Here is a 15,140-nt window from a genome sequence, read left to right as displayed (position 1 = left end):
TCTTTCTTCGTTATGTTGTACATGCCATAAAAATGGCATTGAGTGGCAGTTAAAAGCAATTATCGGCAAAATTACTCAAAGCCTAGACGGCATATGCATAATTTTAAGTATAGCTTCTGGAGGCAAAGGAACAACTTTGTCAACAGAATCTAAAGCATAAAATTTTGAGCCATTAAAAAAACCATTCATATTAAACATGCTCAATCATCATGAATCTCCTTCTGGTTGGACACTCAAACACATACTCCGAGGACACAATGGTTTAATCAGTCGAGTAGAATGGTCGCCGGATGGAAAAATGCTTGCTTCTTCTTCTTTCGACCGTACCATTAAACTTTGGAATATAGAAACTGGTGAATGTTGTAACACTCTCAAGGGTCATTCCGGGCGAGTTTGGTCAGTTGCGTGGTCACCGGATGAAAAATTGATTGCTTCTGGGTCTGCTGATAATACTATCCGACTCTGGCGAGTAGATACTGGCGAGGTTGAGTATAAAATTTCAATGGATACTGGTATCTGCCTAAGCATGGCATGGTCGTTGGATGGTCAGATACTTGTGTCTGGAGGTATGCGGGATGATTGGTCGATTATGTTCTGGAATCTGAGAACTAGGAGACGCCAAACCATAGAAGGACATTCTGGACAAGTCAACAGCTTAGCATGGTCTCCAGATGGACAGATGTTAGCATCTGGCTCTCACGACAGTAGTATTCGTCTTTGGGATAAAGAAACTGCTTTACTAAGAATACTCAAAGGCCATTCTTCTGATGTTGTCAGTGTGGTGTGGTCTCCAGATGGACGGATGCTGGCGTCAGCCTCCAATGATTATACTATTAGGCTGTGGAATCCCCAGACAGGACAAACATTATTTGTGCTGGAGGGTCATACTGCATCTGTAAATTGTGTTGAATTTTCTTGGGATGGAAAATTTCTTGCTTCTAAATCTTCGGATGGAACTGTTCGTCTGTGGCGTTGCGATACTTGGGAAACAGTAACAGTACTGGAAGAGCCAACTTACAAATCTTTACCTTTTGGCTTAACCTTCCATCCACAAGCATCTATTTTGGCAACCCTTGGTGAAGCAGACATTGCAATTCGGATTTGGAAACTGGATTGCGATTTTCTGATGAACGCAACTCCAGCCAATCCCTCATCTCAATACACCAACGCCAGAGTTGTTCTAGTGGGTGACACTGGTGTTGGTAAGTCAGGACTTAGTCTTGTTCTTACCAGTCAACCGTTTAAACCAACGGAATCCACACACGGTCGTTGCGTTTCGGAATTTTATACCGAGAAAGTAGATTTAGGAGATAATCGCAAAGAAATGCGTGAAATACTCCTGTGGGACTTGGCAGGACAGCCCGGTTATCGCTTAATTCACCAATTATATTTGAACGACCTGGCTTTAGCACTGATTGTCTTTGATGCCCGGAGTGAGACCGACCCCTTTGCTGGAGTATATTACTGGAACCGTGCCCTACGTCAAGCTCAAAACTTGCAGAGCAATTCAGCAATACCCTTGAAAAAGCTTTTAGTAGCAGGTCGAGCAGATCGCGGTAGAATTAGCGTTAGTCGTGATCGCATTAATTCCTTAGTCAGAGACTTATGTTTTGATGGCTATTTCGAGACTAGTGCCAAAGAAGGATGGCAAATCCAGGAACTAGCCGCAGCAATTCGCGCAGCAATTGACTGGAACACGTTACCAAAAGAAATTTCTACAGAACTGTTTTATAAGATTAAGATTTTCCTCATTCAACAAAAGCAGGCAAAAAGATTGCTCTCTCCAGTAGATGATTTGTACCGAAATTTTTTAGAATCCAGCAAAGATGCTGTTGCATCTGAAGAACTGAGTGATCAGTTCCAGACTTGTATTGGACTTGTAGAGTCACGAGGTTTGATTCGCAAGTTTAGCTTTGGTAACTTAATTCTTCTCCAACCAGAACTACTAGATGCTTACGCCTCAGCAATTGTCAACGCAGCAAAGGATGAGCCTGAGGGTTTAGGCTGCATTGTTGAAGATGATGTTGAAGCAGGACGGTTTCGGATGTCAGAAGATGAGCGTATCACGGATAGAGAGCAAGAGAAGTTACTCTTAATTGCTACGGTACAGGAGCTGTTTAGCCGTGAAATTGCCCTGCGGGTACAAACCGAAAAAGGATCTTTCCTAGTCTTTCCTTCGCAATGCACTCGTGAATGGCCTGAGGCTCCCGATCCTGAAGGTAAAGCAGTTATTTTTAAGTTTGAAGGACCAGTATTAAATATATATACTACCTTAACAGTACGTTTGTCCCGTAGCGAAATTTTTAAACGCAAAGAACTCTGGAAGAATGCTGCTATTTTCGAGGCGCGAGTAGGTGGTGAGTGTGGGATATGGCTGCTTCACAGCCAAGAAGGACGAGCAGAACTAACCCTTTTCTTCAAACCAGAAGCTAGTGAGGAAACTCGCTTTCAATTTGAAGAGTACGTTCATACCCACCTCAAGCGTCAAGCCTTACCAGAAAGTATTCGTCGCCGTCGCATTTTTCTTTGTCCTGACTGTGATACACCAGTCACTGAGCTACAGGCTTATCGCAGACAAGAACGTGGTTTTGATTGGATTAATTGTAGTGTTTGTGAGCATCGTGTTTCTCTACTTGACGGTGAGGAACGTGTGAAAGCAAATCGTACTTCGATTATTCCTCAAATGGATAAAGCAGCCAATACTCAGCGTGAGATTGAAACAGCGGCTTCCATCGTCAAAGGCAAGGAAGAAACTAAAGATTTTGATGTATTCTTAGCTCATAATACCAATGTAGAAATCAAACAAGTAGAAACTCTTGCAAAGTTATTAAAACAGCGTGGTTTAAATCCTTGGCTAGCCCAAGAGCAAATTCCTCCTGGACGATGGTTCCAAGATGTTATTCAACAAACAATTCCCAATGTCAAATCTGCTGCTATTATTATTAGTTCTCAAGGATTAGGGAAATGGCAAAGTCTTGAATTGCGAGCATTTATCCGCAAATGTGTGGAAGAAATAGATGTTCCTGTTATCCCTGTCTTGCTACCTGGTGTAACCACACTACCAGAGAAGTTATTGTTTCTGCGCGAACTTAATTCCGTATATTTTACTAAAAATCTTGAAGAAGATACTCAAGCGTTAGATGCACTAGAGTGGGGTATTACAGGTAAACCCCCATTGAGATAAGTGGAATAGAATAATCAATTATTAAAGAAAATGACAACCAATAACTTTGATGTTTTCCTCGCTCACAATAGTTTAGATAAGCCGCAAGTTGAAATCATAAGTGACCAATTGAAGCAGCGCGGTCTCAAGCCTTGGCTGGACAAAGAACAAATTCCACCAGGACGCTGGTTTCAAGATGTCATCCAACAGGCAATTCCCAATGTTAAATCCGCTGCTATCTTTATCGGTTTAAAGGGATTAGGAAAATGGCAAGCAGCCGAATTACGTTCCTTCATAACTCGCTGTGTAGAAGCAGATATTCCTGTTATTCCCGTGCTGCTTCCAGGCGTTGATAACATTTCAGCACATTTGCTTTTTCTCAAAGAATTGAATTGGGTTCGCTTCTATGAGAATATTGATGAAGTGGATGCAATAGATAACTTAGTATGGGGCATTACTGGTCAAAATCCACAAAAAGAAATCAACTGAAAATAATAGCTGTGTCTACCTGTTTCAGCAGAACCTCAAGAGTAGAAGAATTATCCAACACAACATCTGCACGAGCTACTTTTTCTGCGATTGACACTTGACTTTTGATACGGACTTGTGCTTGCTCTAAAGTAAGATGATTTCGTTGCATCAATCTTTCTAATTGCTGTTGTTCAGAACAACTGACTACCCAAATTTCTGTCACTAAATCTGTCATTCTTGCTTCAAACAGCAAAGGAACAACTAACACCAAAGTTTGTCCAGGCGATAGAGTAATTTCTTTGAGAAAGCGATCGCCTACATAAGGATGAATCAACTGTTCTACCCAAATGCGTTCCTCTTGCTTGTTAAAAATAATCTCACCCAGCTTTTGACGGTTGAGGTTACCGTCTATGAGTAAAATTTCTTCTCCATAGCGTTGAGCTATTTCTTGTAAAATAGGTGAATCGACAGATACTGCTTCTCTGGCATAGATATCTGCATCTAAAATGGTTAACTTGTAAGCACTCGCCAAATAATTAGCAACAGTTGTTTTGCCTGTAGCAATACCTCCTGTTAATCCGATGATACGTTTATTCATAAGTCATTTTCAATTTTTTGAATCTCAAACCACAGATGAAGACAGATGCACACGCTATAGATGCACACTGATAATTTATCTGCGTCTATTTACGGCTCGAATTAAGAATTCATAGCCCATTTTATGAGTGCTTGAGTCAACCCATCTAAAGTATATTCTTCAGCTTCTACATCCACATGACCGAATAAAGAACGACAAGTTTTTGATGTTTGGGGACCAATGGATGCAATACAAACTCCCTCCAATGCATCAGTCACAAAAGATGGATTGTTCTGAGAGTCTTCAGAAAATATCTTTTGTGCTAATTCATAGAAAAATTGTGCCGTTTTAGAACTAGCAAAAGTGATAACATCTACAGTTCCACTTTGAAGGGCTAATTCTGCTGAAGGGGCAACACTCTTTGGACAGCACGATTGATAAGCCGCAACTTCTGTCACTTCTGCTTCTTTTGCAGTGAATTGTTGGACCAAAATTTCTCGTCCGCCGCTTTCTACTCTGGGAAACAAAATCTTTTTACCTGTGAGTTCTTCAGGAAAGTTTTCCACTAAAGAATCTGCAACAAAGTTGGGAGGAATAAAATCTGCTTGTAGACAATGGTGATTGAGACGTTGAGCCGTTTTTTCACCAACAACAGCAATTTTGATTCCAGCCAAAGCACGAGCATCTTTATCCTGTGGAAAGAGTCTTTCAAAGAAGTAATCTACACCATTGGTGGAAGTGAGAATTAACCAGTCGAAGTCAGATATGTGGGCGATCGCACTATCCAAACTTTCCCAACTCGAAGGCGGACCAATTTCCAATGTTGGCATTTCAATCACATTTGCCCCAAATGAAGCAAGGACTTGAGTAAACTGGCTTGATTGTCCAGCGGCTCGTGTCACTACTATTGTTTTACCAGTCAAAGGGTACAAAGAGGAAGGGGAGACGGGAAGATGAGTGTGCATGGTTTGAGATTGCAAAGTATCAGCTATAGGGAACTTGTCTAATGATATTTTCTCAGGTTGTAAATAACTGCTTAGTTCTACAACCTCACCAATCACAATAACCACTGGTGACAACGACACACCGGATATTTGCTCTAGTATATTTTCTAAAGTGCCTGTCCAAATTTTTTGTTGAGGTGTTCCTGCCCATTTGATAATCGCGATGGGAGTCAAGGGCGTTAGCCTCCTTGGGGCAGCTTTTTTGGAGCATTGTCCTTGTCCCACTAACCGATGTATTATTTCAGCTAAATGCTGTCCTCCCATTAAAATCACTAATGTCTCTAACCGTGATAGCGCCTCCCAATCCAAAGCATCTGGTTCATGAGCAGTAAACACAGCAAAACACCGACTCATGACTGGATGCGTTAGAGGAATTCCTGCTAGCAACGGTGCTGCTAAAGCCGAGGAAATTCCTGGGACAACTTCAAACTCACAACCAGCCGTTTTCAGCGCCTCAATTTCAGAACTACAGCGACCAAAAATAAATGGATCACCAGACTTCAAGCGAATAACTTGCTTTCTGTGCTGACAATATTTTATCAGTAATTCGTTAATTTCAGCTTGCGGCGTACTTGGTTGACCTCCGCGTTTTCCCACATTTAGCTTTAAGCAATCAGACGGTACATATTCCAACAACTCATCATTTACTAGAGCATCGTAAACCAAAACCTCAGCCTCTGATAAAAGTTTATAAGCCTTTACAGTTAGGTATGCTACATCTCCAGGCCCAGCACCTACAATGTAGACTTTGCCCCTTTGTTCAGCCATGAGTTACGAATCATTTTTACTAATTTTCTGAAGAATCCGATTAATTTGTTCTGCTTTTTCTGGTTGACGTTGTGCTTGACATAAATCTCTAGCTTTTTGCAGAGTCGTTATTGCCTCCTCTTTTTTTTCTTGTCGCATGAAAGCATTCGATAGACGCAAATAAGCATCAATTTTTTTGGGAGCGCGGTCAATGACTTCTTGAAATTGTTGGATTGCTTCTTCTAATTTCCCTAGCTGTATTAAAGTATCTCCTAGGAGTAAGTGAACAACATCATTAGTAGAGTTTAAAGCAATAACTCGACGAAAAGCAACTTCTGCACCTTTAAAATCTTCTTGTTTATAAAAATTAATTCCTTTTTGGAAAACATTTGAGGTTATTAAAGTTTTCCAAGAGAAATAACCCAGGAGTGCAATACTAGAAATGACAGCAGTTATGGCAACAATATAACTTGGTTGAAAGTTGTCAAACATAGTTGGTTCATAAAATAGAGTTTTTGCAAAAACCTGTCTTGAGAATATAACTCAGCAACTCCTGATTCAGAAGGGAAGAAATCTTTTTCATGGCAAGGTTCCTGGGATTTTCCCCTGATTGAAGAAATAACACACAAACAAAAATCAAGACATGGAATGTTAAAAAAATTACATTAAGAAGTCGTAGATAAACATGTATTGACAATTATATATCTCTTTTCACCAGTAAATACACGATGACAGATTTCGCAACAACATGGTAATTGTTGTCAGAATGGTTGGAAAATCAGCTACTGTTTGTTTTGGCTACAAGCTCAACGTTATGACTTGTGACAAGAGTTACAAGAAAAGTTTTTCTTCCCAAGTACATATTGAGATATTTTTCATTAGTGCGGGTAAAATTGCGAACTGTATAGCAAAAAGATGAAAAAAAGTAAAATTTTTATACTAATTTTATTTTTGTATTGCTTTGTATCTCTTTGATCAGTTATCAGTCAAAAAGATAGGAGACGTAAAATGAGTCATCTAATTGGCGTAACACTCCGTGAACGATACAAAATTTTTCAGTATCTAGGAGGTGGGGGTTTTGGCGATACTTACTTGGCTCGTGATTTAGATTTACCGGGACAACCTGTGTGTGTTGTCAAACATCTTAAACCAAAAGATCCAAGTCCTGCTGTTTTGGCGATCGCCACAAGGTTATTTGAGACAGAAGCACAAACTCTATATCGGTTAGGTAATGCACACAACCAAATTCCCAAATTGTTCGCCCACTTTGAAGAAAACGGGGAATTTTACTTAGTTCAGGAATTCGTTGAAGGGCATGATTTAAGAAAAGAAATTATTCCAGGTTCTCCTAAAAGTGAGCAAGTCGTGTTTAAACTTTTGAAGGACATCTTAGAAGTTTTGGCATTTGTTCATCAACAAAACGTCATTCACCGAGATATTAAACCACAAAATTTAATGCGGCGACGAAAAGATGGGAAAATAGTGCTGATTGACTTTGGCGCAGTAAAGGAAGTCAGTGCTTTGAAAGTCAATGCTCAAGGTGAAAATAGTCTGACAGTAGCAATTGGTACTCCAGGCTATATGCCTAGCGAACAACAAGCTTTTCGTCCCAAGTTCAGTAGCGATATCTATGCAGTTGGAATCATTGCTTTTGGTGCGTTGACTGGATTAGAACCGCTAAAGCTACCGCAAGATCCCCACAATGAGGAATTGTGTTGTGCTTTATTCAGTAAGTGCGCCAATATCAACCCAGGTTTTACGGAAATTTTAGATATGATGGTGCGCTATGACTATCGTCAGCGTTACCAAGATGCTACTGTTGCCTTGAAAGCTTTGCAGCAATATATAAGTATCTCTCAAGCTCAAACTCTCAACTTAGCGCCAAAAGTTGTTCATCCTTCACAACCAGCTGCTTTCGTTTCCCAAAATTCTTCCCAGTTAGTTGCTGAAACTTCTATTGTTCAAAAGATTTTGCAATTCTTTAGGCAGTTTTTTGGTGAAAGTACCCCTCAGAATCCTCAAGCATCAACAATCATTGCTCCCCAAACAGCTTCTACTTCTGGGAGTTTTGAACAACCAGAAGGACAAGTGAGCTTGCAATCTGCCTTTTATGTAGAACGTCCACCCATAGAAGCTGATTGTTACAAAACAATTTTACAACCAGGAGCGCTGATTCGGATTAAAGCACCCCGGCAAATGGGTAAGACTTCACTTTTGACACGTGTTCTTCATCATGGGAAGCAACATGGTTGTCAAACTGCATACTTGAACTTTCAAGCAGCAGATGCAGAGTTTTTCACCAATCTGGATAAATTCTTGCAGTGGTTTTGTGGCAGCATTGCTCAAGAGTTGAATCTTAAAAATAAGCTAAGTGAATATTGGCAAGGTGTTTTGGGTAGTAAGGATAAGTGTACAAACTACTTTCAAAGATACTTGCTGTCAGAAATTCATAGCCCAATCGTTTTGGGTTTAGATGAGGTGGATCAAGTTTTTCAATATCCGCAAGTCGCCTCAGAATTTTTTGCCTTACTACGAGCTTGGCATGAAACGTCAAAGAATAAAGAAATTTGGAAAAAACTACGCTTGGTGATTGTTCATTCCAAGGAAGTTTATATTCCTTTAAACATTAATCAATCACCGTTTAATGTGGGATTGCCAATTGAATTACCTGAGTTCAATTCCTCACAAGTGCAGGATTTAGTGCAACGACACAATTTGAATTGGACTGAGGAAGAATTGAAGCGATTCATGACAATGGTAGGAGGACATCCCTATCTAGTTAGGAAAGCACTTTATGAAATTACTCGTGGCAGAATTAGCTTATCGCGATTATTACAAATTGCACCAACAGAAGAAGGTTTTTACAGTGATCATTTACGTAGGCATTTAAGGAATTTACAAGAGGATGGCAAGTTAGTTGCTGCTATCAAACAAGTTGTTTCTGTGACTCATCCAGTACGGGTAGAAACAGGTTTGGCATTTAAGTTACGCAGTATGGGGTTAGTCAAGTTTCAAGGTAATGATGTTATGCCTTTGTGTGATTTATATCGGTTATATTTTCGGGAGCATTTGGGGGTGAATTCATGAGTTCTATTTCTCGTTATTTCTCGTTCCCAGGTTCTACCTGGGAATGCACTATTAGGAGGCTCTGCCTCCTCTAGCAGCAAGGAAAAGAAAATTAATACGTGCGTTGCATTCATGACTTAAACCTCACCCTGCCCTGTCGGGCATCCCTCTCCTTATTAAGGAGAGGGAAAGATTTTTTCTCGTTCCCAGTCTCTGGCTGGGAATGCACTATCAGGAGGCTCTGCCTCCTCTAGCCGCTTTGTCTGTATTTCCTGCTTAGACCACCGAAACAAGGAATCCCCTAAGTGCATAATTTGATGAGTCTGACCCCTATAAAAAAGAAGATATTGTTGGTTAGCTCTTTAAGCTTTTCTCGTTTTTCTCGTTCCCAGTCTCTGGCTGGGAATGCACTATCAGGAGGGCTGCTGCCTCCTCTAGCGGCAGAGCCGCTTTGTCTGTATTCCCAGGTAGAACCTGGGAACAAGGAAATGTTTTTTTCTCGTTCACAGTCTCTGGCTGGGAATGCACTATCGGGAGGCTCTGCCTCCTCTAGCGGCATCAAACAAGTTGTTACTGCGACTCAGCCAGTACGGGTAGAAACAGGTTTGGCCTTTAAGTTACGCAGTATGGGGTTAGTGAAGTTTCAAGGTAATGATGTCACGCCTTTGTGTGACTTATATCGCTTGTATTTCCGCGAACGTCTAGGAGTCAACTGATGAGTATAGCACCCTACCCATCCTTTCAGTATAAAGTTGGGGGCAGTCTGCCAAATGATGCTCCCACTTATGTCCAGCGACAGGCAGACTTTGACCTCTACACAGCCCTGAAGGCAGGAGAATTCTGCTATGTCCTCAACTCCCGGCAAATGGGCAAATCTAGCTTGAAGGTACGAACGATGCAACGGTTGCAGGCAGAGGGTTTTGCCTGTGTTGATATTGATATTACCAGCATTGGTACTGCGGATCTCACTTCCGAACAATGGTATGCGGGGATAATTAATAGTATTGTCAATAGTCTGGAACTTTATGAAAATTTTGATTTAAATACTTGGTGGTTAAGGGAAGGTTTGCTGTCTCCAGTTAACCGATTGAGCAAGTTTCTTGAAACTGTTTTCTTGCAGTTGGTTTCTCAAAATATTGTGATTTTTGTTGATGAAATCGACAGTGTTTTGAGTCTCAAATTTGAAATTGATGATTTTTTTGCTTTGATTCGTGAATGCTATAACAATCGAGCGACAAAACCAGATTATCAACGGCTCACTTTTGCGCTGCTTGGAGTTGCAACTCCTGGGGATTTAATTCAAGATAAACGACGCACTCCTTTTAATATTGGTAGAGCGATTAAATTAACTGGTTTTCAGTTACAAGAAGCTAAACCGTTAGCGGGCGGTTTGGCGGTGAAAACGAATAATCCAAAGGCAGCTATAACAGCAATTTTGGATTGGACAGGAGGGCAACCTTTTCTGACTCAAAAACTTTGCCAAATGATTCTTGATGCTGATGCTGCTATTCCAGAGAATAGGGTTGCTGAGTGGGTTGAGGAGTTGGTGCAAACTAGAGTCATTTCTAATTGGGAATCTCAGGATGAACCAGAGCATTTAAAAACAATTCGTGACCGGATTTTACGAGGAGGCGGACAGCGTAGTGGTCGGTTGTTAGCAATCTATCAGCAAATTCTACAACATCAAGAGGTCAGCGCGGCTGATACTCCAGAACAAATGGATTTGCGGTTATCAGGATTAGTGGTGGAACAGCAGGGACATTTAAATGTTTATAACCGCATTTATAAGTCAATTTTTAATTCCAATTGGGTTAATCAAGAGCTAAGAAATCTCCGTCCAGAATTCTATGCTACAGTTTTTGATGCTTGGTTGAAATCCAATCAGGATTCTGCATATTTATTACACGGGCAAAACTTACGCGATGCTTTGACATGGGCCGAAGGTAGAAGTTTAAGCAATCAGGATTATCAATTTATTTCTGCTAGTCAACAGTTTGAACTTGCCCAGGCGCAAAGAAAAACACAGAAGCAGCTTCGCATTGGTGGGACTATTTTAGCTGTGTCGATAGTTGGGGCAATTATCGCGGTCATAGCAGCTAGTATGGCTAATCAACAAAGGATGACAGCCCAATCACAACGAAATTCTGCTGTATCAGAACGCAATAGCGCAGTTCAACAACGGGAGGATGCGAATAAACAAAAAGATGTAGCTTTATCAGAATTAAATAAAGCAAAACAAGGAATTACAAAAGCAAATCAGGAAACAAGCACTGCCAAAAAACAAGCAGCATTAGCACAACAACAAGCAGTAACCGCCAAGCAACAACAGCAGCTAGCGCAGAATAATCAGCAAAAAGCAGAAGCAAGACAACAACAGACAGAACAAAAAGTCCAACAGACAGCACAAGAATTAGCTAACGCCCAGCAAAACTTACAGCTAGTTCAGCAAGATGCAGCGCAAAAGACTCAAGAAGCACAACAAAAAGTGAGTTCGGCGAGTAAACAAGCAGGTGAGGCGCAAGCACGAGCGAAAAAAGCTCAAGATGAAGTTAAACAGGCGCAAATAACTCTAAAGCAAGCACAGCAAGCGCAGAAAGAAGCACAGCAAGGAACAGAGTTAGAACGAGAAGGAGTTGCAGTTTTAGGAGAGTTTGAGAGACAACGTCAAAAAATAGAAGCATTACTGGTGGCGATGAATAGCGGACAAAGGTTGAAAGAACTGGTAAAGGATGGACGCCCCTTAGAAAAATATCCTGCCACCAGCCCCATCCTCGCTTTACAAACAATTGTTGATAATATCTACGAACGCAATCAACTGACAGGGCATCAAAACCAGGTCACAAGTGCAGTATTTAGCCCGGATGGTCGGCGCATTGTCACTGCATCTCATGACAAGACAGCTAAGGTGTGGGATACTTCTGGAAAGCTGCTTGCTGACCTCAAAGGGCATCAGAGCCGGGTCACAAGTGCAACATTTAGCCCGGATGGTCAGCGCATTGTCACTGCATCCGGTGACAGCACAGCCAAGGTATGGGACATAAAAGGTAACTTGCTGGCTGACCTCAAAGGGCATCGGGAATGGGTTTGGAGTGCAGCATTTAGCCGAGATGGTCAGCGCATTGTCACTGCATCCAATGACCACACAGCCAAGGTGTGGGATACTACTGGAAAGCTGCTTGCTGACCTCATAGGGCATCAGAAATCGGTCAAGAGTGCAGTATTTAGCCCGGATGGTCAGCGCATCGTCACCGCATCATATGACCGCACAGCCAAGGTATGGGATACCAAAGGCAATTTGCTGGCTGACCTCAAAGGGCATCAGAGCCAGCTCACAAGCGCAGCATTTAGCCCAGATGGACAGCGTATTGTCACTGCATCTCATGACAGCACAGCCAAGGTGTGGGACACAAAAGGTAACTTACTAGCTGACCTCAAAGAGCATCAAAAGACAGTCACAAGTGCAGCATTTAGCCCGGATGGTCAGCGCATTGTCACTGCATCCGATGACGGGACAGCCAAGGTGTGGGATACCTCTGGAAAGCTGCTTGTTAACCTCCAAGGGCGTTCTGAATCGCTCAGAAGTGCTGCATTCAGCCCAGATGGTCAGCACATTGTCACTACATTAGGTGGCGGCACAGCCAAAGTGTGGAATAGTTCTGGAAAGTTGCTTGCTGACCTCAAAGGGCATCAGGGTGTGGTCTTAAGCGCAGCATTTAGCCCAGATGGTCAACGCATTGTGACTGCATCTTGGGACCGTACTGCCAAGGTATGGGATATCTCTGGAAAGCTGTTTATTGACCTCAAAGAGCATCAGGGCGAGGTCAAAAGTGCAGTATTTAGCCCGGATGGTCAGCGCATTGTCACTACATCTAGGGACGGTACAGCCAAGGTGTGGGATAGTTCTGGAAAGCTACTTGCTGACCTCAAAGGGCATCAGAAATCGGTCAACAGTGCAGCATTTAGCCCGGATGGGCAACGCATTGTCACTACATCCATTGATGATACAGCCAAAGTGTGGGATACCTCTGGTAAACTGCTTGCTGACCTCAAAGGGCATCAGAAATGGGTCAAAGGTGCAGCATTTAGCCCGGATGGGCAGCGCATTGTCACTACATCCGATGACAACACAGCCAAAGTGTGGGATACCTCTGGAAAGCTGCTTGCTGACCTCAAAGGGCATCAGAAATCGGTCAACAGTGCAGCATTTAGCCCGGATGGGCAACGCATTGTCACTACATCTGAAAACGATGCGAAGGTGTGGGACATCAAAGGTAACTTGCTTGCTGACTTCAAAGGGCATCAGGACAAGGTCTTGAGTGCGAATGATCAACACATTGTCACTGCATCCAATAACAACACAGCCAAGGTATGGGACACAAAAGGTAACTTACTGACTGAGCTCAAAGGACATCAGGAATGGGTCAACAGTGCAGCATTTAGCCCGGATGGGCAGCGCATTGTCACTACATCAAGTGACGATACAGCCAAGGTGTGGGATAGCTCTGGAAAGCTGCTTGCTGACCTCAAAGGGCATCAGGACGAGGTCATCAGCGCAGCATTTAGCCCGGATGGGCAGCGTATCGTTACTACATCAAGTGACCGCACTGCCAACGTATGGGACACAAAAGGCAACTTACTGGCTGACCTTAAAGGGCATCACGAATGGATCATCAGTGCAACATTTAGTCCGGATAGTCAGCGCATTGTCACTGTATCTGCTGATAACATTATCCAACGCTGGCTGATCAAGGTATGGCGGATCAAGGTGTGGCGGGTTAGCGGGTTGGATGAGTTGCTAGCGCGGGGTTGCGACTGGCTGCAGGATTACTTTGTCACCCATCCTGAGGCGCGGGAGAAGTTGTGGGTGTGTCGGGCGAGGCGCTAGTGGGGTGACTCCACCCATAGGTGTCAACAATCACGTTCAAAAGTTTATTCGGTGTTGATTTCACCCCACCCCCGTTAAGCTACGCTTCACGTCCCCTCCCCTTACTAAGGGGAGGGGCGGTTTTGGCGCAAGACAAAACCGGGGTGGGGTTACCCCAGGACTGGCTATAGGTGTCAACAATTCCCTTCAAAGCTTTATTCGGTGTTGATTTGACCCCACCCCCGTAAAGCTACGCTTCACGTCCCCTCCCCTTAGTAAGGGGAGGGGAGGTTTTGGCGTTAGACAAAACCGGGGTGGGGTCACCCCAGGACTGCGATAATATATGATGGGCTTTTAAATTGAGGTAGCTCTTAATTCTCTTATTTTCTCCGTAATTATTTCCAAAATACTATTTAAATTTTCAAACACTTCGTTATTAGTAAATCTCAAAAATATAATCCCTGCTGACTCAATAAAAATTTGTCTTTCTTTATCATATTTAACAGCATCTTCTTGAAAGTGGCTTTCGCCATCAATTTCAATCGCTAGCTTCAATTCAGGGCAGTAAAAGTCAATGATAAATTGAGCTACACTGTATTGTCTGCGAAACTTACAAGATTCGATTTGCTTGCCCTTAATTTTATCCCAAAGCATTTTTTCTGCTTTTGTCATGTTATTGCGAAGGTTTTGTCGCTTCTCTTTTTCCGAAGCTCTATTATAAAGTTGAGTCATACTTAAAAAAGTTTTTCTATCAAGTTCCTCTTACTCTGTCCCCTTATTCTCTCTCCCCTTAATAAGGGGAGAGATGCCGAACGCGAGTGCGTGCCGTTCGGCGATAGCCGTGGCGTTAGCCATAGGCATAGGCACAGAGGGGTTTAATTATGGTTTTTACGAGTTTAATTGAGTTGAGGTGTTTTCGACTTCCCAGAGATTACTTACCCCTCCAAACCTCCCACCCCCCTTTTATCCCCCCTTGGCAAGGGGGGACAGGGGAGGCTTTTTGATTAGTGATGCCCCAGAGGGGGGTGACGCGATGCTCTCAAGTTGAGCTGCCTAAAGGGCGATTGCCGGAGGCGCAGCTACGCTTAACGCACGCAGGAATCATACTCAGGCGATAAGCCAGAGGCTTTAGCTTGTGCGTATCGCGCTTCTGGGGTTTGAGATTAAACTACCATATTAGTATGAATAATTTTTACTACTAATTGGTAGGAATATGAATGTCGAAAAACTATCCATTTCCTTGCCACC

General features: G+C 42.6%; 9 protein-coding genes. 5 read left to right on the top strand and 4 right to left on the bottom strand.

All coding sequences use genetic code 11. The features are described 5' to 3' along the window. Window positions 1-196 precede the first annotated feature (196 nt). Window positions 197-3,184: a TIR domain-containing protein gene (locus DP117_RS03780; RefSeq protein ID WP_169217003.1), complete on the top strand. Its 2,988-nt coding sequence runs from the start codon at window positions 197-199 to the stop codon at window positions 3,182-3,184. A gap of 30 nt (window positions 3,185-3,214) precedes the next feature. Continuing rightward, entirely contained in the window at window positions 3,215-3,652 is a 438-nt protein-coding gene (locus tag DP117_RS03775) for a toll/interleukin-1 receptor domain-containing protein (protein ID WP_169217002.1), read from the top strand. On the opposite strand, the gene coaE is transcribed toward DP117_RS03775, so the two are convergent. The 3 genes from coaE to DP117_RS03760 form a co-directional block, all read right to left on the bottom strand. Continuing rightward, a complete protein-coding gene (gene coaE / locus DP117_RS03770; RefSeq protein ID WP_169217001.1) occupies window positions 3,645-4,232 on the bottom strand; it encodes a dephospho-CoA kinase in 588 nt (195 codons plus the stop codon). The two genes, DP117_RS03775 and coaE, sit on opposite strands and share 8 nt — an antisense overlap. A 101-nt stretch (window positions 4,233-4,333) precedes the next feature. Next, window positions 4,334-5,983 carry a uroporphyrinogen-III C-methyltransferase gene (gene cobA / locus DP117_RS03765; RefSeq protein ID WP_169217000.1) on the bottom strand — a complete coding sequence of 550 codons (1,650 nt, stop codon included), beginning with the start codon at window positions 5,981-5,983 and terminating at the stop codon, window positions 4,334-4,336. Between the two features lie 3 nt (window positions 5,984-5,986). Beyond that, window positions 5,987-6,454 (bottom strand): tetratricopeptide repeat protein, encoded by a 468-nt coding sequence (locus DP117_RS03760; protein WP_169216999.1) that lies wholly within the window; start codon window positions 6,452-6,454, stop codon window positions 5,987-5,989. Window positions 6,455-6,970: 516 nt separating this feature from the next. On the opposite strand from DP117_RS03760, the gene DP117_RS03755 reads away from it, so the two are divergent. The 3 genes from DP117_RS03755 to DP117_RS03745 all read left to right on the top strand — a co-directional run bounded on the left by DP117_RS03755 (window position 6,971) and on the right by DP117_RS03745 (window position 13,913). Continuing rightward, window positions 6,971-9,049, top strand: a complete 2,079-nt coding sequence (locus DP117_RS03755) for an AAA-like domain-containing protein (protein ID WP_169216998.1) — start codon at window positions 6,971-6,973, stop codon at window positions 9,047-9,049. Window positions 9,050-9,516: 467 nt separating this feature from the next. Next, complete coding sequence (locus DP117_RS35915) at window positions 9,517-9,744, top strand: AAA-like domain-containing protein (RefSeq protein WP_339381356.1); 228 nt, start codon at window positions 9,517-9,519, stop codon at window positions 9,742-9,744. Then, on the top strand, window positions 9,744-13,913 hold the full coding sequence (locus DP117_RS03745) for an AAA-like domain-containing protein (protein WP_169216996.1): 4,170 nt from the start codon (window positions 9,744-9,746) through the stop codon (window positions 13,911-13,913). The genes DP117_RS35915 and DP117_RS03745 overlap by 1 nt, the downstream gene beginning before the upstream one ends. Window positions 13,914-14,246: 333 nt before the next feature. Here DP117_RS03745 and DP117_RS03740 read toward each other — a convergent pair whose 3' ends face one another. Continuing rightward, on the bottom strand, window positions 14,247-14,624 hold the full coding sequence (locus tag DP117_RS03740) for an endonuclease domain-containing protein (RefSeq protein WP_169216995.1): 378 nt from the start codon (window positions 14,622-14,624) through the stop codon (window positions 14,247-14,249). Between the last annotated feature and the right edge of the window lie 516 nt (window positions 14,625-15,140).

The sequence above is a fragment of the Brasilonema sp. UFV-L1 genome (assembly GCF_012912105.1).
Classification (GTDB): Bacteria; Cyanobacteriota; Cyanobacteriia; order Cyanobacteriales; family Nostocaceae; genus Brasilonema.
This window is presented reverse-complemented; position numbering and strand designations above follow the sequence as displayed.

Excerpts from the sequence above, each read along its gene's own strand:
- DP117_RS03780 (WP_169217003.1), top strand. The coding sequence starts at position 197 with ATGCTCAATCATCATGAATCTCCTTCTGGTTGGACACTCAAACACATA.
- DP117_RS03775 (WP_169217002.1), top strand. The coding sequence starts at position 3,215 with ATGACAACCAATAACTTTGATGTTTTCCTCGCTCACAATAGTTTAGAT.
- coaE (WP_169217001.1), bottom strand. The coding sequence starts at position 4,232 with ATGAATAAACGTATCATCGGATTAACAGGAGGTATTGCTACAGGCAAA.
- cobA (WP_169217000.1), bottom strand. The coding sequence starts at position 5,983 with ATGGCTGAACAAAGGGGCAAAGTCTACATTGTAGGTGCTGGGCCTGGA.
- DP117_RS03760 (WP_169216999.1), bottom strand. The coding sequence starts at position 6,454 with ATGTTTGACAACTTTCAACCAAGTTATATTGTTGCCATAACTGCTGTC.
- DP117_RS03755 (WP_169216998.1), top strand. The coding sequence starts at position 6,971 with ATGAGTCATCTAATTGGCGTAACACTCCGTGAACGATACAAAATTTTT.
- DP117_RS35915 (WP_339381356.1), top strand. The coding sequence starts at position 9,517 with ATGTTTTTTTCTCGTTCACAGTCTCTGGCTGGGAATGCACTATCGGGA.
- DP117_RS03745 (WP_169216996.1), top strand. The coding sequence starts at position 9,744 with ATGAGTATAGCACCCTACCCATCCTTTCAGTATAAAGTTGGGGGCAGT.
- DP117_RS03740 (WP_169216995.1), bottom strand. The coding sequence starts at position 14,624 with ATGACTCAACTTTATAATAGAGCTTCGGAAAAAGAGAAGCGACAAAAC.